This window comes from Stenotrophomonas sp. STEN008 (genome assembly GCF_056760435.1).
In genome coordinates this window covers 13,235-29,711 of the sequence record NZ_JBRRET010000009.1, presented here as the reverse complement: position 1 = coordinate 29,711, position 16,477 = coordinate 13,235, and the positions used below count along the sequence as shown (strand labels likewise).

20 protein-coding genes are annotated in these 16,477 nt (G+C 64.8%); 13 read left to right on the top strand and 7 right to left on the bottom strand.

The window, feature by feature from the left end; genetic code table 11:
• Nucleotides 1-6: 6 nt before the first annotated feature.
• The 3 genes from ACVOME_RS06755 to ACVOME_RS06745 all read right to left on the bottom strand — a co-directional run bounded on the left by ACVOME_RS06755 (nucleotide 7) and on the right by ACVOME_RS06745 (nucleotide 2,181).
• A complete protein-coding gene (locus ACVOME_RS06755; RefSeq protein ID WP_193396292.1) occupies nucleotides 7-492 on the bottom strand; it encodes a hypothetical protein in 486 nt (161 codons plus the stop codon).
• Nucleotides 493-588: 96 nt separating this feature from the next.
• Nucleotides 589-1,173, bottom strand: coding sequence for a TetR/AcrR family transcriptional regulator (locus ACVOME_RS06750; protein WP_193396291.1), 585 nt, complete (start codon nucleotides 1,171-1,173; stop codon nucleotides 589-591).
• Between the two features lie 54 nt (nucleotides 1,174-1,227).
• Entirely contained in the window at nucleotides 1,228-2,181 is a 954-nt protein-coding gene (locus ACVOME_RS06745; RefSeq protein WP_263177983.1) for an AraC family transcriptional regulator, read from the bottom strand.
• A gap of 102 nt (nucleotides 2,182-2,283) precedes the next feature.
• On the opposite strand from ACVOME_RS06745, the gene ACVOME_RS06740 reads away from it, so the two are divergent.
• The 8 genes from ACVOME_RS06740 (at nucleotide 2,284) to ACVOME_RS06705 (ending at nucleotide 7,794) form a co-directional block, all read left to right on the top strand.
• Nucleotides 2,284-3,120: an oxidoreductase gene (locus tag ACVOME_RS06740; RefSeq protein WP_263177982.1), complete on the top strand. Its 837-nt coding sequence runs from the start codon at nucleotides 2,284-2,286 to the stop codon at nucleotides 3,118-3,120.
• A gap of 33 nt (nucleotides 3,121-3,153) precedes the next feature.
• Nucleotides 3,154-3,468, top strand: coding sequence for an ArsR/SmtB family transcription factor (locus ACVOME_RS06735; RefSeq protein WP_053517574.1), 315 nt, complete (start codon nucleotides 3,154-3,156; stop codon nucleotides 3,466-3,468).
• A 2-nt stretch (nucleotides 3,469-3,470) separates the two neighbouring features.
• A complete protein-coding gene (locus tag ACVOME_RS06730) occupies nucleotides 3,471-3,929 on the top strand; it encodes an SRPBCC family protein (RefSeq protein WP_263177981.1) in 459 nt (152 codons plus the stop codon).
• A gap of 133 nt (nucleotides 3,930-4,062) precedes the next feature.
• Entirely contained in the window at nucleotides 4,063-4,482 is a 420-nt protein-coding gene (locus ACVOME_RS06725) for a helix-turn-helix domain-containing protein (protein WP_049445792.1), read from the top strand.
• Nucleotides 4,479-5,345 (top strand): alpha/beta fold hydrolase, encoded by an 867-nt coding sequence (locus ACVOME_RS06720; RefSeq protein WP_263177977.1) that lies wholly within the window; start codon nucleotides 4,479-4,481, stop codon nucleotides 5,343-5,345. The genes ACVOME_RS06725 and ACVOME_RS06720 overlap by 4 nt, the downstream gene beginning before the upstream one ends.
• Nucleotides 5,338-5,715 carry a DUF4180 domain-containing protein gene (locus ACVOME_RS06715; RefSeq protein WP_481504870.1) on the top strand — a complete coding sequence of 126 codons (378 nt, stop codon included), beginning with the start codon at nucleotides 5,338-5,340 and terminating at the stop codon, nucleotides 5,713-5,715. Before ACVOME_RS06720 ends, ACVOME_RS06715 begins: the two co-directional genes overlap by 8 nt.
• 97 nt (nucleotides 5,716-5,812) lie before the next feature.
• Nucleotides 5,813-6,577 (top strand): COG4705 family protein, encoded by a 765-nt coding sequence (locus ACVOME_RS06710; RefSeq protein WP_481504869.1) that lies wholly within the window; start codon nucleotides 5,813-5,815, stop codon nucleotides 6,575-6,577.
• 140 nt (nucleotides 6,578-6,717) lie between these two features.
• Nucleotides 6,718-7,794, top strand: coding sequence for a Shedu immune nuclease family protein (locus ACVOME_RS06705; RefSeq protein WP_481504868.1), 1,077 nt, complete (start codon nucleotides 6,718-6,720; stop codon nucleotides 7,792-7,794).
• A 57-nt stretch (nucleotides 7,795-7,851) separates the two neighbouring features.
• On the opposite strand, the gene ACVOME_RS06700 is transcribed toward ACVOME_RS06705, so the two are convergent.
• Entirely contained in the window at nucleotides 7,852-8,634 is a 783-nt protein-coding gene (locus ACVOME_RS06700) for a 3-hydroxybutyrate dehydrogenase (RefSeq protein ID WP_481504867.1), read from the bottom strand.
• 128 nt (nucleotides 8,635-8,762) lie between these two features.
• Here ACVOME_RS06700 and ACVOME_RS06695 point away from each other — a divergent pair, with 128 nt between their 5' ends.
• The 3 genes from ACVOME_RS06695 to ACVOME_RS06685 all read left to right on the top strand — a co-directional run bounded on the left by ACVOME_RS06695 (nucleotide 8,763) and on the right by ACVOME_RS06685 (nucleotide 12,548).
• On the top strand, nucleotides 8,763-10,142 hold the full coding sequence (locus ACVOME_RS06695) for a M1 aminopeptidase family protein (protein WP_481504866.1): 1,380 nt from the start codon (nucleotides 8,763-8,765) through the stop codon (nucleotides 10,140-10,142).
• A 253-nt stretch (nucleotides 10,143-10,395) separates the two neighbouring features.
• Entirely contained in the window at nucleotides 10,396-10,668 is a 273-nt protein-coding gene (locus ACVOME_RS06690; RefSeq protein ID WP_481504865.1) for a nucleotide pyrophosphohydrolase, read from the top strand.
• Nucleotides 10,665-12,548 (top strand): DNA/RNA helicase domain-containing protein, encoded by a 1,884-nt coding sequence (locus ACVOME_RS06685; RefSeq protein ID WP_481504864.1) that lies wholly within the window; start codon nucleotides 10,665-10,667, stop codon nucleotides 12,546-12,548. The genes ACVOME_RS06690 and ACVOME_RS06685 overlap by 4 nt, the downstream gene beginning before the upstream one ends.
• A 66-nt stretch (nucleotides 12,549-12,614) precedes the next feature.
• Here the strand turns inward: ACVOME_RS06685 and ACVOME_RS06680 are convergent, their stop codons facing one another.
• Together ACVOME_RS06680 and ACVOME_RS06675 are read right to left on the bottom strand one after the other, a co-directional pair.
• A complete protein-coding gene (locus tag ACVOME_RS06680; RefSeq protein WP_481504863.1) occupies nucleotides 12,615-13,346 on the bottom strand; it encodes a hypothetical protein in 732 nt (243 codons plus the stop codon).
• A 98-nt stretch (nucleotides 13,347-13,444) separates the two neighbouring features.
• Nucleotides 13,445-14,284 carry a type 1 glutamine amidotransferase domain-containing protein gene (locus ACVOME_RS06675; RefSeq protein WP_481504862.1) on the bottom strand — a complete coding sequence of 280 codons (840 nt, stop codon included), beginning with the start codon at nucleotides 14,282-14,284 and terminating at the stop codon, nucleotides 13,445-13,447.
• A gap of 96 nt (nucleotides 14,285-14,380) precedes the next feature.
• Here ACVOME_RS06675 and ACVOME_RS06670 point away from each other — a divergent pair, with 96 nt between their 5' ends.
• Together ACVOME_RS06670 and ACVOME_RS06665 are read left to right on the top strand one after the other, a co-directional pair.
• Complete coding sequence (locus tag ACVOME_RS06670) at nucleotides 14,381-15,304, top strand: LysR family transcriptional regulator (RefSeq protein WP_481504861.1); 924 nt, start codon at nucleotides 14,381-14,383, stop codon at nucleotides 15,302-15,304.
• 544 nt (nucleotides 15,305-15,848) lie between these two features.
• A complete protein-coding gene (locus ACVOME_RS06665; protein WP_065181349.1) occupies nucleotides 15,849-16,205 on the top strand; it encodes a hypothetical protein in 357 nt (118 codons plus the stop codon).
• A 101-nt stretch (nucleotides 16,206-16,306) separates the two neighbouring features.
• Here the strand turns inward: ACVOME_RS06665 and ACVOME_RS06660 are convergent, their stop codons facing one another.
• Entirely contained in the window at nucleotides 16,307-16,459 is a 153-nt protein-coding gene (locus ACVOME_RS06660) for a hypothetical protein (protein WP_155761001.1), read from the bottom strand.
• Nucleotides 16,460-16,477: the final 18 nt, after the last annotated feature.

The following is a 16,477-nucleotide window of genomic DNA, read 5'->3' as shown; positions in this document are numbered from 1 at the left end:
CCGTTCTCAGCGGCGGCCACGCATCCGCCAGCACTGTGCGATGAAACCGAGCACGAACACCACGAAACACCCCAGCAAGGTCTGCAGCACGACCGGAGCCATCGGCGCGGCCGCAATCGGATGTGCCACCGGGATGCGGGTCAGCGTTTCATTCACACCCGGCACCAGCGAGAGCAGGAAGCTGAACGACAACGCGAAGGTGGACAGATACCGCGCCGCCCGCCCCAGGAAGCGCAGGCGCGCGGCTAGCACCCCGCCGAAAGCAACCAGCAGCACGATCACGCCAAAGGCGTGGCCGGGATTGAGTCCGCCCGTGCTGGACACGGTGAACGAGGTTGCCACCGACAACACCAGGCCCAGCAGGTAGAGCTTGCCGGCACGCGTGGCCGGATCGATGGCGCGGTGGCGGACCAAGCCATAGAGACCGGCCACGATGGGAAGCAGGCTGACGGCAGTGTGGATGACGCCGAGGGCGGACAGCGGGTGTGGCATGGGAGTACTCCATTGGGCTTCAATAAACCTACTAGTAGGTAGGCTTGGTGGGCAAAAAGAAGACCCGCGTTGCCGCAGGCCTTCCGCATACAGTTCTCAGGCGGCGCTCACCCGCGCGATCGCCAGCCGCGCCAGGGCCGCGAAGGTGGCCGCATCGCCAAACCCCCGCGCCGCCAGCATCGCACCGTGCACGGACGCCATGAACGCCTTGGCTTCGTCGTCCGCCGGGCCCTGCAGGCGCAGCTGCCCCTGCGCAGCGCCCTTCAGCAGGGTACGGGTCAACCACTCGGTCAGGTCCTCGAAGTGGCCGCGCACCTCCTCGGCAATCTCCACCGGGATCATCGGTGCTTCCGCGGCCAGCATCGCGCAGATGCAGAACGACGCCGTTCCGCCGGCAATGCAGCTGGACCAGTAATCGACATAGGCGTTGAGCTCCAGCAGCGGATCACCCAGCTGCCGGTCCAGCAGTGCCAGTCCCTCGCGCGCCTCGGCCCGGTACAGCACCACCACCGTGCGCACCAGATCGGCCTTGCTGGGGAAGTGGTGATGGATGCTGGCCTTGCTGATGTTCACCCGCGCGGACACGTCCGCGTAGCTGAAACCGTTGTAACCACCGGCTTCCAGCAGGGAACGGGCCTGCGCCAGAATCTCCAGCGCCTTCGGGGACAGCGACTCTTTCATGGCGCAAACCTACTAGTAGGTAGATAGGCCTGTCAACGGGCCGACCCGCGCCGTTCAGTGGGAAGACACATACAGCGCACCGGCTGGCGCGGGCGGCACCGCGAAGCTGCGCCGCATCCGCGCCACTTCCGCCGCCGGCGGCAGGCCGAACAGACGCTTGAACTCCCGGTTGAACTGCGACGGGCTGGCATACCCCACCGCCAGCGACGCCGCTTCGGCGGTCATCCCCTGGCGCAGCATCAGCAACCGCGCCTGGTGCAGGCGCGTGGACTTCACGTACTGCATGGGCGAAGTGCCGGTGACGTCACGGAAGTGATCGTGGAAGGTCGCCACGCTCATCCCCGCCTCCGCCGCCAGGTGTGCCACGTCCAGCGCCGTGGCATAGGCCGCATGGATCTGCCGCAACGCCCGGCCGATGCTGCCGAAACGGCCGCGCATGGCCAGCGCCTCGCGCATCGCAGCGCCCTGCGCGCCGGTCAGCACGCGGAAGTACACCTCGCGCACCAGCGCCGGGCCCAACACTGCCGCTTCCCGTGTGTCGCCCAGCGCATGCAGCAGCCGTATCACCGTGGCCTGCATCGGCGGGTCCATCGGGCTGGCCATCATGCTGCGCGCGTGTGTCTGCCCCGGCGCCTCATGCGCATCCAGCGCAAGCAGCAGCTCCGCCGCCAGCTGCAGGTCCAGGTGCAGGTAGATCGCCAGCAACGGCGCCTCCGCCGACGCGTCGGTTTCCATGGTGAACGGCACCGGCACCGACACCGCCAGGTAGTGCTGCGCGTCGTACTGGTAGACCTGCCCGCCCAGGTAGCCGCGCTTGACGCCCTGGCAGACGATCACGATGCCCGGGTCGTACAGCACCGGCGTGCGCGCCAGCGGCCGGTTCGAGCGCAGCAGGCGTACGCCCGGCACGGCGGTGAGCGTGTAGCCCTCCTCCGGCGCCAACGCGTGCAGCAGCCCCACCATGCGCGCCTGCGCATCCTGCTGCACCGGATCATCGCCAGACCGCACCGCACACCTCAGAGGAATAGGCAAGATCGGCCGAAGCTTAGGCCTGTAGGGCATCCCCCACAAGCACTACTGTGCAAGCCCGCTTTCCATGAGGCCATCACCATGTCCCCCTCCCGTCTGCTGCTCATCACCGGCGTCAGCAGCGGCTTCGGCCGCGCCCTCGCCGAACAGGCCCTGCAGGCCGGCCACCGCGTGGTCGGTACCGTGCGCAACGAACCGGCCCGCCAGGCGTTTGAATCCCTCGCTCCCGGCCGCGCGTTCGGCCGCCTGCTGGACGTCACCGACCACGCCTCCATCAACACGCTGGTCGATGCCATCGAAAGCGGCATCGGCGCCATCGACGTGCTGGTCAACAACGCCGGCTATGGCCACGAAGGCATCCTCGAGGAATCCACGCTGGACGAACTGCGCCACCAGTTCGAGGTCAACGTGTTCGGCCCCGCCGCGCTCATCAAGGCCGTACTGCCGCGCATGCGCGCGCGCCGCCGTGGCCACATCCTCAACATCACCTCGATGGGCGGCTTCATCACCCTGCCCGGCATCGCCTGGTACTGCGGCAGCAAGTTCGCACTGGAGGGCATCAGCGAGGTGCTGGGCCAGGAAGTGGCCGCGTTCGGCATCCACGTCACGGCCGTCGCGCCGGGATCGTTCCGCACCGACTGGGCCGGCCGTTCGATGGTGCGCGCACCGCGCAGCATTGGAGATTACGACGCCTTGTTCGACCCCATCCGCAGTACGCGCGAGGCCAAGAGCGGTCATCAGCTGGGCGATCCGGAAAAGGCGGCGCAGGCCATGCTGAAGATCATCAACAGCGACGCACCGCCCAGCCACCTGTTGCTGGGCAGCGATGCCGTGCAACGTGTGCGTGACAAGCTGCAGGCCATGTCCAGCCGCATCGACCAGTGGGAGGTCGTGAGCCGATCCACCGACGGCGGTTGACATGCAGGTATCTACCTGCCTATTCTGTCCGCCATGGATGCAGACAAGGTGTTCAAGGCCCTGGCCGACCCCACGCGCAGGACGCTGCTGGACCTGCTCTGCGCAGACAACGGCCAGACGTTGGGCCAGCTGTGCGAACACCTGGACATGGCCCGGCAATCGGTCACCCAGCACCTGGGCCTGCTGGAAGACGCCAACCTCATCAGCACGGTGCGCCGTGGCCGCGAGAAGCTGCACTTCATCAACCCGGTGCCGCTGCATGACGTCTACGAGCGCTGGGTACGCAAGTTCGAGCAGCAGCGCCTGAGCCTGCTGCATGACCTGAAACGAGAACTGGAAGGAGAATGACGATGTCCGCAGCGTCCACCCGCTTCATCCACGTGGTCTACATCGCTTCCACGCCACAGAAGGTGTTCGAGGCCATCACCCGGCCCGAGATCGCCCGCCGCTACTGGGGCCACGAGAACGTCTCGGACTGGAAACCCGGCTCGCGCTGGCAGCACGTGCGCGCCAACGACACGCGCTCGGTCGAGCTGGTCGGCGAAGTGGTGGAAAGCACCCCACCCTCGCGACTGGTCATCACCTGGGCCGCGGCCTCGCAGGCCGACAACCCGGACAGCTACAGCCGGGTCACCTTCGAGATCGTGCCCTACCAGGACATGGTGCGGCTGACCGTCACCCACGACGATCTGGAACCCGGCAGCGGCATGGATACCGGCATCCGCCAGGGCTGGCCGATCGTGCTGTCCAGCCTGAAATCGTTGCTGGAGACCGGCAAGGGTCTGGACGTGTTTGCCAAGCCAGCGTAGTCGTCGGGATGGCTGCCCGCGCAGGCGGCACCAGGGAGATGCCCCCCTGTCGCCGCCTCGGCAAAACTCCCAATCGATCCCACCAATTGCATTCTATGGAACAATAGGGAGCACATGGTTCTCGAGTTCCGATATGTCCCCCGCGCTGCTAACCGTCGAACAGGCTGCCCAGCAGCTCAGCCTGCACCCCAAAACCGTCCTTCGGCATATCCGTAGCGGCCAACTGCGCGCGACCCGCATCGGCAAGTCCTATCGCATCACCGCTGAAGACCTCGACGTGTTCACCGGCACCGTGCGTGAGCCCTCCGCTGCGCGCCCACAGCTGACCACGGTGGTGGATATTCCCGGATGCGGTGCGGCACGTGCCGCCGACCTGGTCCGTGCCCTGCATGCGCGCGTCACCGGCCGCGAGGCCGACGATGAGCCGCTGCGCATGGAGACGATTTATTCGCCCGAGCACGATGTGCTCAAGCTGATCGTGATCGGTGGCCTGGCAGGTTCCACGGCGCTGCTGGTCAGCCTGCAGCGTCTGCTGCAGGACCACAGCGCATGAAGCGGCGCCGCCCCGGCATTCCCACGCAGCGCGTACTTGCCGCCTACCGCCAGGTGCTTTCGGACTGGCCGGTACCACACGAATCGCACCATTTCGCCACCCGCGCCGGTTCGACATTTGTGGTCAGCTGCGGCCCCGAACACGGCCCTGCCCTGGTGCTGCTGCATGGCACCCTCAGCAATGCCGCCAGCTGGATGTTCGATGCCGCACGTTGGAGCGAGTACTACCGCGTGCATGCCGTCGACATCATTGGCGAACCGGGTCTCAGCGAAGGCACGCAACCTGCGCTGGACAGCGATGCGCATGCGCAATGGCTGGATGATGTCCTCGACGCACTCGGCGTGGAAAGCGCTGCATTCGTGGGCCTGTCGTTCGGCGGATTCCTGGCAATGGATTACGCGTTGCGAAGGCCTGCCCGGGTTAACGCACTGGTTCTGGTCAGCCCCTCGGGTATCGGGCGCCAGCGTGCATTCCTGCTCAAGGCGCTCCCACTGTTGCTGCTTGGCCGATGGGGGCGCGAGCGCCTGCGCCGTGCGGTCATGGGCCCCGAGCCACTGCATGCACCTGCACGTGCGCAGCCGCTGCTCGACCTGTTGGCATTGATCCGTGCCGAGGTCCGACCACGTCCGCTGCGCATTCCCCGCATCAGCGACGAGCGCTTGGCTACGTTGCATCCACCGGCAGCCCTTGTCATGGGCGCGCGTGATGCCCTCATCGACACCCCTGCCGCCGCCGAACGCATGAAACGGCTCGTCCCGACGGCGGACGTCACCCTGCTGGCAGACGCCTACCACTACATCCCCGGCCTGCGCGAAGACATCCTCGCCCGGCTGCGTCGACTGCAGAGCCTCCAGCATGAATGATTCCATTGAGTACATCGGCACCATCCGTCTCCTGCGCATCGAGCCGCAGGGCCCGACACTCGATGCCAACGGCCTGCGCGACCTGGTCGGCGATGCCCTTGGGCATCAGGCCGAGTGGATCGCCATTCCGGTGCAACGCCTCTCTCCGGACTTCTTCGAGCTGCGCTCCGGCATGGCCGGGCAATGGCTGCAGATGCTGGTGAACTACCGCCTGCACTTCGCCGTACTGGGCGATGTCAGCACCTACCGCGCACAGAGCGAATCGCTGGACGCGTGGATCACCGAATGCAACCGCGGCCGCAACGGCTGCTTCGTGGCCGACTGGGACGCCCTGCTGGCGCGCCTTTCGGCCCCGGCCAGCGTGGGCTGAACGCCGCCGCCACACTCACTCTCGCCGAACCCGGTTCCGACTGCACTCCGACGCCGGCCGCCACAGCATCACCGACAGGCTCCCCAGGCGTCGTTCGATGAGTGCTTCAAACGCAGATTCCCTGCACAGCAAAGTGGCGGCGGTCACGCTCGGCTTCTGGGTGATGAAGATCGCCGCCACCACCCTCGGCGAGACCGCCGGCGACCTGCTGTCGATGACGCTCAACCTGGGCTACGTGGCCAGCTCGGCCATCCTGCTGACGGTCCTTGCCGGCCTGTTGGCCCTGCAGCTGTCTGCACGGCGCTTTCACCCAGTGCTGTTCTGGTCGGTGGTGCTGACCACCAGCACCGCAGGAACCACAATGTCCGACCTGCTCGACCGCACCCTGGGGCTGGGCTACGCCACCGGCGCCAGCCTGCTGGCCGGCTGCCTGGCGCTGGTGCTGCTGGCCTGGCGCATGTCAGAGAAGTCGATCTCGGTCAGCAACATCGCATCGCGCCGCGCCGAAGGCTTCTACTGGACCGCCGTGCTGTTCTCCAACACGCTCGGCACCGCGCTGGGCGACTTCCTTGCGGACGATTCCGGGCTGGGCTTCACCGGCGGCGCACTGCTGATCGGCAGCCTCATCGCGCTCACTGCACTGGCCAGCCGCATCAAGGGCATCAACCGGGTCATCCTGTTCTGGATCGCCTTCGTGCTCACCCGCCCGTTCGGCGCCACCTTCGGCGACCTGCTCACCAAGCCGCTGGAAAAGGGTGGGCTGGGCTTCGGAACGGTCGGCTCGTCGCTGGTGCTGTTCACCATCCTCGTTACGCTGGTGGCGCTGCCGATGTTGCAGCGGCGTGCACAGCCGGTCCAGTGACTGGATCGACTGAGTATCCCTGGCCGTTGATTCCCAACTGTCGTCCTCATTGGTGAAATCTGTAAGGGAATCCCCGATTGTGTGCCAAACATAAGACGCACATTGTTGACACTCCATGGAGGAGCGAGAGCAATTGCAGAATGAAGATTGTAGATACGGTACTCAGCTACGCAGGCGACTACCACCCGCAATCCAAAGGCATGTGCCGCCTACGGGTATTCTCCGGGGATGACGGCCCGCGCGTTCTCATCACGGATCTTGGCCCATGCAACAACGGGCGGTCCGTTACCAATGCCATTGAAACGATCGTGGAGCGAATCGAGGACAGCGGGCTGGCCCTCGGTGCGACCGTTTATATCGAACACTATGAGAGACCTGACCCGGAGCAAGACACCTTTGACCAGGTGCGAGTCTCTCCAGGGGTCAACTGGCAGTCGATCTCGAGAGAGGCTGCAATTGCCCTTCTGGGTTGTAGTCCGGAAGAGCTTGAAGACCGTACCGAACACAACAAGCGAATCGTCGGCAGGACCGAAACGCTCAGGCTCTCCACAAGGCGATTTGATGGTTCACCCTGGCCCGAGTCTCCCGAAGTCATCAAGCGCAAGCTGGAGATAGCAGACGGCATGATCTCGCGCTCCTCTGTGCGCGCACTCGTCGAGGCTGGAAGTGGTGAACGCGAGCTCCAACGCTTGCTCAAGAGCGATCTATCGATTGTCGCCGAAGCGTTCACCTCACCAGATGACGAGTACATCTGCTTTTCAGAATTTCCCTTTGGCGACGGCTATGTGGATTTCGCCGTGTTCACCGGTCGCTCGCGCATGGACGTCATCCTGATCGAGGTCAAGGGAGCCGAATTCAACCTCGTCAACAGCAACCACTACCAGGAATTCAACCACAAGGTACTGGAAGCCGCAGGCCAGCTCCGCAACCGCCTCGGATTGTTCTATCGCAACCCGGAGCCCATCCGCTGCGAGCTGCACCGTCTCCGCGCGGAAGCCGAGCGCGGAAGTTCGCTCCACAATGCATTTCTCGGCCCCGAAGCCCCTCTTGAGGTCGATCCCGATAAGGACATCAACATCCGCCCGGTGATCATCGGCGGGAGAACCCAGAATGACCTGGAAGAGAGCCGCAAACGCCACGATTACGAACGCGGAACGTCACCCCAAGTGCGGCTTGAATCGTGGGACACGTGGTTGCGCCGAATCCAGCGGGACTGAACCCACCATCCAGCTGGCAGTCCTATCCCATCCCCGCTTTGATCAGGGTTCCCGCTGCTAGCGCGCGGTCCAGCCCCCATCCACCGGCAACGCTGTGCCGGTGATCTGGGCGGCGGCGTCCGAGGAAAGGAACACCACCATTTCTCCCAGCTGCTCGGGGGTGACGAACTGCAACGAGGGCTGCTTTTCGGCCAGCAGCGCACGCGCGGCAGACTCCTGATCGATGCCCTCGCGCTCGGCCAACGCGGTGATCTGCTGCTCCACCAGCGCCGTGCGCACCCACCCCGGGCAGAGGGCATTGGCGGTGATGCCGGTGCCGGCATTCTCCAGCGCGGTCACCTTGGTCAATCCCACCACGCCATGTTTGGCTGCCACATAGGCCGACTTGTTCACCGAGCCCACCAGCCCATGCGCCGAGGCGATGTTGATGATGCGGCCGGCGCCCTGCTGCTTCATGTAGGGCAAGGCCGCCGCCGTGGCATGGAACACCGCCGAGAGATTCAGCGCCAGGATCGCGTCCCACTTCTCGACAGGAAATTCCTCGATCGATGCGGTGTGCTGGATGCCCGCGTTGTTCACCAGGATGTCGATACGCCCCATCCTCGCAACGGCGTTGGCGATCATGTTCCGTACGGCCTCGCCCTGGGACAGATCGGCGCCGTCATGCGCCACCCGCACACCGAACTCCGCTTCGAGGTTGGCGCGGAGGCTCTCGATCTGCGCCGCATCGCCGAAGCCATTCAGCACGATGTCGGCGCCCTGTCGCGCCAGCGCCGTGGCGATGCCAAGGCCAATACCACTGGTGGAACCGGTGACCACCGCGACCTTTCCGTTCAACATGGGCGAGCTTCCATCACGTGCAGGGGGCCAGTGTAGCTCCGCAACTGCACGCCACGCGTGGATGCGCCCCTCTCGGCAGGAATTCATATTGGCTCTATAGTCGGCGCCATCCACCCAAGGATGGCTCGATGAACCCCAGCAAGGCCCTGCTGCCGGCGGCCCTCGCCGCACTGCTCGCTCCTTCCCTCAGCCAAGCCGCATCGCCCGAGCAGCTGGCAACGCCGCTCACCACTGGCAGTGTGCGCCTGGATATCGCCAGTGGCCGCGTGGAGGGCGATGCATGCCTGTCCAATCGCCCCGCCGACGCACAGGGCCACTTCGTGCTCAATGCCGGTCTGAACGTCGCACGGGTCACCGATGACGAGGGCAAGCCGGTCGGATTCGATGGCTGGTACGACCCGGGCGTGGATGGCGAGGCGCGCGTCTACTCTCTGGCCGAGCCCACGGCCACGCTCTGCGTGCAGTACGTGGGCGCGTTCCCGCTGTACCCGAAGCACGATGCCATGGGCGACTTCAAAGGCATGATGGCCTTCAACGGCGACAGCGCCCGTTTTACCGAGCAGTCTGCATGGCTGCCTCAGGCGTTCGACCCCAAGGCCCGCGTGCGCGGCAGCGAAAGCCGCTACGACCTGCAGGTGGACTGCCGCGGCTGCCGCTTCCTGTACCTCAATGGCAGCCCCGCCATCGAAGGCACGCAGGGCCGCTTTCGCAGCGACAACGCGCGGCCCATCCTGCTGTTCGGTGGCAGCGGCCCGATCACCCACACCGCGCAGGTCACCCTCCTCAACGAGAGCCTGCCCACGCCCAAGGTCGACGCGCTGTCCCGCGTCGTGCAGCAGGTGGCCGACGTGCACGCGCGCTACATGGGCGTGCCGCTGGCCGACCGCCCCACCTTCCTGCGCATGGTCACGCTCAACCAGGCCGAGCGCGACCGCGACGGCAGCGAATGGGGCTTTGCCACCTGGCCGACCATCGCCATGAGCGGCAGCATCGGCAACGTGGCCGATTCGCTGCTGGCCGGCGGTGAACAGGCCGAACGGCGCGTGCAGTACGTCGCGCACGAAATGGGCCATTACTACTTCGGCACGCTCAACCGTCCGCAGGGGCCGTACTACTGGGTGCTGCTGGAATCCAGCGCCGAATTCCTGTCGATCAAGGCGCTGCGTCAGATCAGTGGTGACGCTGCGGCGGACCACTATGTTGCAAGGTTGCAGGCCACCGTCGATGCGCTCGATACGCCGCTGCCGGCGCTTGATGCCGTCGATGGCCACTCGGACCTGGGCGAGATGTATCGCTACGTCTATGGTCCGTTGCTGCTACTTTCGCTGGAAAAGCAGGTGGGTGAGGCGAAGATGCAGGCCTTCATGCGCGGGCTGCTGGCCGCGCCTTCACCGAAAGACTGGGCGGAGCTGCAGGCCATTGCACTGAAGGCCAGTATCGATGCCGAGGCCTGGCAGCACTGGCAGGCCAGCTGTGTGGCAGGGGGCAGGCCGAGGTGTCGGGGCTGATGCCGGGACGGGCAATCATCGCCTGATCGCATCACCAACAAGGGCGCCCATTGGCGCCCTTGTTGATTGCAGGGGAATCAAGGCCGAAATGTCGCTTACGCCCCACTGGCATGGGTAGAATTGGCCAAACCCTGTCGTATAAGGCCATGCCATGGAACACCCTCTTGTCGAGGTTCGGGGCGCTGCCCAAGCGCTCAGGGAGTTCGCCGAAGCCCGTGACTGGGCCCAGTTTCACTCCCCCAAGAATCTTGTCATGGCCCTTTCCGGCGAAGTTGGAGAGCTGAACGAGATCTTCCAGTGGATGACAGAGGCCGACTCGTTCAAGGCGGCGACTTCGGAAACCACCGCCAAGGCCGTACGCGATGAAGTTGCCGATGTAGCCCTGTACCTCATCCGGCTGTCGGACGTGCTCGGCATCGATCTGAACGAAGCCGTCAGCAGCAAGCTGGCCACCAATGCCGCCAAGTACCCGGTGGACCTCTCGCGGGGTGTCAGCACCAAGTACAACAAGCTGACGCCGCCATGATCGTGTACCAGGCAGACAAGGCGTCCTTCCTTCGCCAATGCAACGACGAGGAGATCGAGGAGGTCATCCGCGCCAGCTTCAAGGCGGCGACGAAGGGCGACGTAGGCGAGTCCGAGATCCGTTCCTGGCGCGAGTCGCTTCGGTACGTCGCGCGTGCACTCACCCATCACTCCATTCCCGATGACATCGGCGTGGCCGTGGAGTTCATACTTCCTCAGTCGAAGAAGCGCATCGACGTCGTCCTGACCGGTCGCTCCGAGGACGGCTCACCCCACGTCATCATCGTCGAGCTCAAGCAATGGTCCGCCATCAAGCCGACCAAGCGCGACGCCATCGTGGAGCTTCGCGAAGGGCAGTCACTCGTTCACCCCAGCTATCAGGCGTGGTCCTATGCTGCGTTCCTGGAAGGCTTCAACGATGCGGTCCATGAAGGAAAACTCCAGCTTCACCCCTGCGCCTACCTGCACAACTATGTGCCGGACGGTGTGATCGATTCGCCCCACTATCAGCCCTACATCGAACGTGCCCCGCTCTTCCTGAAGAGCACCGGGGACCTCGAGAAGCTGCGTGGCTTCATCAGTCAGCACACCAGCAAAGGTGATGGCGCGTCCGTGCTTGCCGAGCTGGAGAATGGGCGAATCCGCCCTTCCAAGGCGCTCGCCGACGATGTGCATCGGCTGTTGAGGGGAAACAGTGCCTTTGCGCTGCTTGATGAGCAGAAGCAGGTATTTGAAGCCGCCAAGGCCGCGTGTGCCCAAGCGCACGCCAGCGGAAAGCCCCGTGTCGTCATTGTTGAGGGTGGCCCGGGCACGGGCAAGTCCATTGTCGCGGTGAATCTTCTTGCCGCGCTTCGCGATGGATTGACCGTCAAGTACATCTCCAAGAATGCGGCACCTCGCGCCGTCTACAGCAACACGCTCATCCAGAAGCCCGAGAACGCCCATCTGGTGCATCTTTTCGGCGGGTCCGGCTCCTTTACCGAGTCGGCACAGAACGCGTATGACGTATTGGTCGTGGACGAGGCACACCGCCTTACCGAGAAGAGTGGGTTCTATGGAAACCTGGGCACGCACCAGATCCAGGAACTGATAAACGCCGCACTTTGCAGTGTGTTCTTCATCGATGAAGACCAGCGCGTCACGCTGAAGGATGTGGGCACCAAAGAGGCCATCCGGGACTTCGCAATCGCCCGTGGAGCGACGGTGGAGGAATACGTACTGTCTTCGCAGTTCCGTTGTGCGGGTTCGGACGGCTATCTGGCGTGGCTGGACGATGTGCTGCAGATCCGGCCTACCGCAAACACAACGCTGGACGAGAACAGCTACGACTTCCAGGTATTCGACGATCCGTCCGCGCTGCATGCCGCCATCGAAGCGAGGAACACCGGCAACCGTGCGCGCGTGGTGGCCGGCTACTGCTGGCCTTGGAACAGCAAGAAGAACAGCAAGGAGATGGACATTGTCATCGGCAGCTACCAGCGCCAATGGAACCTCAATGACGACGGAAGCCTCTGGATCATCTCGCCAGACTCGATCGACCAGGTGGGATGCATCCATACCTGCCAGGGTCTGGAAGTGGACTACATCGGGGTGATCATCGGGCCGGACCTCGTCATGCAGGACGGCGCGCTCAAGACCGTGCCGCGCGCGCGGGACCGGCACGACAAAACCATGAAGGGTTTCGTGAAGCTGTCAAAGGCTCATCCCGCCCACGCCGCTGAACTCGCGGACACCATCATCAAGAACACCTACCGCACCTTGATGACCCGAGGGATGAAGGGCTGCTACGTCTACGCGACCGATCCGCAGGTTGCCGCCTACTTCAGGGCCCGACTGCAGTCCGTCGCCAGCGTTGAGCACGCTGTAGAGGTGGAGGCCTGAGCGCCTCCACCTGACAGGCCATCAGCGGTAGATTCACGCGGGGCGAAGATGCTCCCCCTCAACCCATCACTTCCAGTGATCCGGCCCCAGAAACGGCAGGCTCAACACAAATACCGGAACCGCCACGGGAATCAAAGCGGCGCCCAGCACCTTGCCCGCCGCTGACCCCACACCCGGCCCGTCCTCCCGCTCCGGCAGGATACGCTCGGCGCGCGCGTTGATCGGCTGCGCCAGCGTCGCCTTCTCCGCCAGCGCCGCAGCGTGCGGCAGCTGCACGCGTTCGCCATCGCCCTCGAACAACGCGCTGTAATAGCTGCCACCCTTCTTTGAAAGGTCGCAGGCACGATCAAAGGCCAGCGAGTAACGGGTCCGCTCCAGCGGCAGGTAGTAGCGCGCGCGCTCATCGACCACCTTGGCTTCGCGCGGTGTGACGTCAATCCGTTCCAGCCTGAACTGCGCTGCGTGTTGCGGCGTCACCTGCTCCGGCCGCAGCAGCAGCGCGTAGCTGCCATGCACCTTGGCCTTGTTGGCCGGGTCGCGCCAATCCTCGTGGAAGTACATCTGCGCGCACACCACCGCCTCGCGCAGCGGGCTGTCCATCAGGGCGCGGTAGTCACGGAACGGCGCGGCATCGAAACGCATCGGTTCGTCGTAGCGCGGCAGCAAGTACAGCTGGCCATCGTCGGCCACGAAGGCACCGGTGATCTCGCGGCTTGAGGTGTGCTGCTCCGGGCCACTGGCGCACCCGGACAGCAGGCCCAGGCACAAGGCGGAAAGAATGAAGAAGGACGTTCGCATGTCGTGTCGAGGGCTTCCCTGGGAAACGGCCTCGCCAGCAAGGACGAGGCCAATCCGCCATGGTGCCATGCCGGCCATCACACGCCCAATCAACCGGTTTACTTCAACCGCTCAAGCAACCGCTGCCCGACTTCCAGCGCCGAGGCCGGGTTCTGGCCGGTAATCAGCTCGCGGTCCACCACCACATGGCCGGTCCACGGCGTGGTGTTGCTGCTGAACTTCGCACCCGCCCGCTGCAACGCGGTCTGCGGGTAGAACTTCATCTCGCCGCCGCCCAGCAGCGGCTTGGCCTGTTCTTCTTCCTGGTTGCTGATCACCGTCATCCGGTAGCCGCTGTAGATCCACTTCGGCGTGGCCGGCGTCGCCCCCGCGTCCAGCTTCGCCACGAAACCATCGGCGTCCGGCAGCGTGGACAGCAGCGCGATCGGGCCGTGGCAGACCAGCGCGGTGGTCTTGCTGCGCTGGTGGAAGTCGGCCAGCAGCCGGCCCAGCGCCGGGCTCTTCAGCAGGTCCTGCATCGGCGCGTGGCCACCGGGAATGTAGACCGCATCGAAGCGCGCGTAGCCCTGCTGCTCCACACGCGCCAGGCTGACCACCGGCGAGGCCGTCGGCGAGGTCAGCGCCAGTTTCTCGAGCAGGTCCTTGTGCAGCGTCAGCTGCGCGGCGTCGTTACCGAAGTACGCCGGCGTCACCGAGGACGCATCCACCGTCGGCGCCCGCCCCTGCGGCGTGGCGAAGGTCACCGCGTGGCCCGCATCCAGCAGCAGCTTGACCGGCTGCATCAGCTCGTTGAGATAGAAGCCGGTGGACAGCACCTTGCCGTCCTTCAGGTCCAGGTGGTTTTCGTCGGACAGCACCACCAGCACGTTGGCGGCCTGCGCGCCGGTGGCGGCCAGGGTGAGGGCCAGCGCTGCGGCCAGCCGGGTCATCAGGTTCATGGGGAGCTCCTATCGGGGAATGGCGGCCACTTTATTCATCGCCCCAGCGGCGATAAATTGGCCCCATCGCAAAACATCTGTTCCCCGGAGAGCCAAATGAGCCGCAAGTTCGACTACCTGGGCGATGTGGAGGTGTTCCTGGCGGTGGTCGAGCACGGCTCGTTCACCGCCGGCGCGGTGGCGCTGTCCACCACGCCGTCGGTACTGAGCCGCGCGGTCACCCGGTTGGAAGCGCGGCTGGGCCGCCAGCTGCTGCAACGGACCACCCGCCGCGTGGGCCTGACCGACGCCGGGCGGCTCTATCGGGAACAGGTGCGCACGGCCTTTGGCCTGCTGGACGACGCCGAGCGCGACATACTGGCCCAGGACGGCTCGCTGGCTGGCCGCGTGCGCCTGAGCGTGCCGACTACCTATGGCCACTACCGGCTGCCGCCCGTGCTGGCGCGCTTTGCGCAGCAGTACCCGCAGGTGCAGGTGGAACTGAACATCACCAACCGCAACGTGGACCTGGTGGCCGAAGGCTTCGACCTGGCCATCCGCCTGGGCCAGCTGCCGGACAGCGGGCTGGTGGGGCGAAAGCTGGAAGACGCTCCGCTGCTGCTGGTGGCCGCGCCGGACTACCTGCAACGCCGTGGCACGCCGCAGACGCTGGACGACCTGCAACAGCACCTGTGCCTGCCCTTCGTGATGCCGCGTACCGGCCGGCTGGCGCCGTGGATCTTCCGCGACGAGGGGCGCGACGTGGACTGGCTGCCGCGTTCGTCCATCGAGACCTCCGACGATGTGCTGGGCGTGGTGTCGCTGGCCGAACAGGGCATCGGCATCTGCCAGAGCTATGAGTTCATCGTGCGCGAGCGGTTGCTTCGCGGGCAGCTGGTGGAAGTGCTGCCGCAGCTGCGGGGAAGATCGCGGCCGTTCTCGGTGATCTATGCGCCGCATCGGCGGCAGTCGGCGGCGGCGCGGGCGATGATTGAGTTGCTGGTGGGGAATGCGGCGGAAGCTGAGGACGGCGTTGGTTGAGGGTGCGATGCCTGCTGGCAGTGTCGTGATTGAACCGATTTTTCAGATGCGCGGGTGATCGGGCAGCGTCGCCATTCGATTTTGAGCCGAAAGGGGTGTTAAGAAGGCTGTCGCGCTATTCGCTTGTGGCGTGGGCGATTACGCCAGTTTGATTCGCAATCAGCAGGGTGACTGCGCGAATGCGTCTGGCGATGTCGCGTGCTGCACGAATGGGGCGTGCCACAATAGTTCTTCGCTCTCGATTCGTGCGATTTCTTCGGGAATTTCTATTGGCATTCGGAGCGACGGCGTAAACACCATGGCGCGCCACCGACAACGGGTGGCCGGGTCTGCAAACCCGAACTGTTAGTTGTTTACGCTTACCCGTCGGCACCGTCATTGAGCGGTGCCGGCGGGTAATCCGTCGGCCTTTATGGCGGGCGGTGCGTGGGGGTCTTCGGACCCGCCGGGGCACTGACAACTAACGACCGGTTTGCAGCCACGCATCGTCCGCCACCCCGCCTACGCGGTGGCGCTGTCACGCACAGCCAGGGAAACCGACGCCATGAACGACTCCGAGAACTTCTCTTCGTATACGTCCGTTGAGCCCATCAACGACGACACCCCGCCGCCCGACCTCAACTCCTTGATTGGCATCCTCAAGCGCATCCGCCGCTGCGAAGGCGCGGATGGGCTGCCTTGGCCGGAAAACGATGTGTCGCCTGGACGCCGAGTCAGCCTCGCGAGGAGCGAGCGCGCGATGGTGGGGGCGCTGACCGTGCTGGAGGTGCTGCACGCCGCAGATCGCTGCCGGGTGGCGGCTGACCCGGAGCGGCATTTGGATGAGGGGGTGGTGGATGGGTTGTTTCTGGCTTGCCGGGGGTTGCTTGAGTGGGCTTGTCGGGAGGTTAGGCCGGAGTGAGACTCGAGCCCTTCAAGATCAATCAAGTCACCGATAGAGATCAGCAAGACGCACATTGACGCTCTCGATGAAATTGGTGGTTATAGATCACCTTCTAGATATCAGGTGGGAACGCGAAGGAGCTCTACCCCGATGTCGCGGACGCTCTTCGTTCTGGCACGGCCGCGAGATTTGAACTCACAGCCGGCAGCAGCCGTCTGGGCGGCCATGTCCTCGGTGGCGAAGAACGTTTCGTTCTCATCGTTCAGTTCCATGCTGACAGCATAGGGACG

Excerpts from the sequence above, each read along its gene's own strand:
- ACVOME_RS06755 (WP_193396292.1), bottom strand. The coding sequence starts at position 492 with ATGCCACACCCGCTGTCCGCCCTCGGCGTCATCCACACTGCCGTCAGC.
- ACVOME_RS06750 (WP_193396291.1), bottom strand. The coding sequence starts at position 1,173 with ATGAAAGAGTCGCTGTCCCCGAAGGCGCTGGAGATTCTGGCGCAGGCC.
- ACVOME_RS06740 (WP_263177982.1), top strand. The coding sequence starts at position 2,284 with ATGTCCCCCTCCCGTCTGCTGCTCATCACCGGCGTCAGCAGCGGCTTC.
- ACVOME_RS06735 (WP_053517574.1), top strand. The coding sequence starts at position 3,154 with ATGGATGCAGACAAGGTGTTCAAGGCCCTGGCCGACCCCACGCGCAGG.
- ACVOME_RS06730 (WP_263177981.1), top strand. The coding sequence starts at position 3,471 with ATGTCCGCAGCGTCCACCCGCTTCATCCACGTGGTCTACATCGCTTCC.
- ACVOME_RS06725 (WP_049445792.1), top strand. The coding sequence starts at position 4,063 with ATGTCCCCCGCGCTGCTAACCGTCGAACAGGCTGCCCAGCAGCTCAGC.
- ACVOME_RS06720 (WP_263177977.1), top strand. The coding sequence starts at position 4,479 with ATGAAGCGGCGCCGCCCCGGCATTCCCACGCAGCGCGTACTTGCCGCC.
- ACVOME_RS06715 (WP_481504870.1), top strand. The coding sequence starts at position 5,338 with ATGAATGATTCCATTGAGTACATCGGCACCATCCGTCTCCTGCGCATC.
- ACVOME_RS06710 (WP_481504869.1), top strand. The coding sequence starts at position 5,813 with ATGAGTGCTTCAAACGCAGATTCCCTGCACAGCAAAGTGGCGGCGGTC.
- ACVOME_RS06705 (WP_481504868.1), top strand. The coding sequence starts at position 6,718 with ATGAAGATTGTAGATACGGTACTCAGCTACGCAGGCGACTACCACCCG.
- ACVOME_RS06700 (WP_481504867.1), bottom strand. The coding sequence starts at position 8,634 with ATGTTGAACGGAAAGGTCGCGGTGGTCACCGGTTCCACCAGTGGTATT.
- ACVOME_RS06695 (WP_481504866.1), top strand. The coding sequence starts at position 8,763 with ATGAACCCCAGCAAGGCCCTGCTGCCGGCGGCCCTCGCCGCACTGCTC.
- ACVOME_RS06690 (WP_481504865.1), top strand. The coding sequence starts at position 10,396 with ATGGCCCTTTCCGGCGAAGTTGGAGAGCTGAACGAGATCTTCCAGTGG.
- ACVOME_RS06685 (WP_481504864.1), top strand. The coding sequence starts at position 10,665 with ATGATCGTGTACCAGGCAGACAAGGCGTCCTTCCTTCGCCAATGCAAC.
- ACVOME_RS06680 (WP_481504863.1), bottom strand. The coding sequence starts at position 13,346 with ATGCGAACGTCCTTCTTCATTCTTTCCGCCTTGTGCCTGGGCCTGCTG.
- ACVOME_RS06675 (WP_481504862.1), bottom strand. The coding sequence starts at position 14,284 with ATGAACCTGATGACCCGGCTGGCCGCAGCGCTGGCCCTCACCCTGGCC.
- ACVOME_RS06670 (WP_481504861.1), top strand. The coding sequence starts at position 14,381 with ATGAGCCGCAAGTTCGACTACCTGGGCGATGTGGAGGTGTTCCTGGCG.
- ACVOME_RS06665 (WP_065181349.1), top strand. The coding sequence starts at position 15,849 with ATGAACGACTCCGAGAACTTCTCTTCGTATACGTCCGTTGAGCCCATC.
- ACVOME_RS06660 (WP_155761001.1), bottom strand. The coding sequence starts at position 16,459 with ATGGAACTGAACGATGAGAACGAAACGTTCTTCGCCACCGAGGACATG.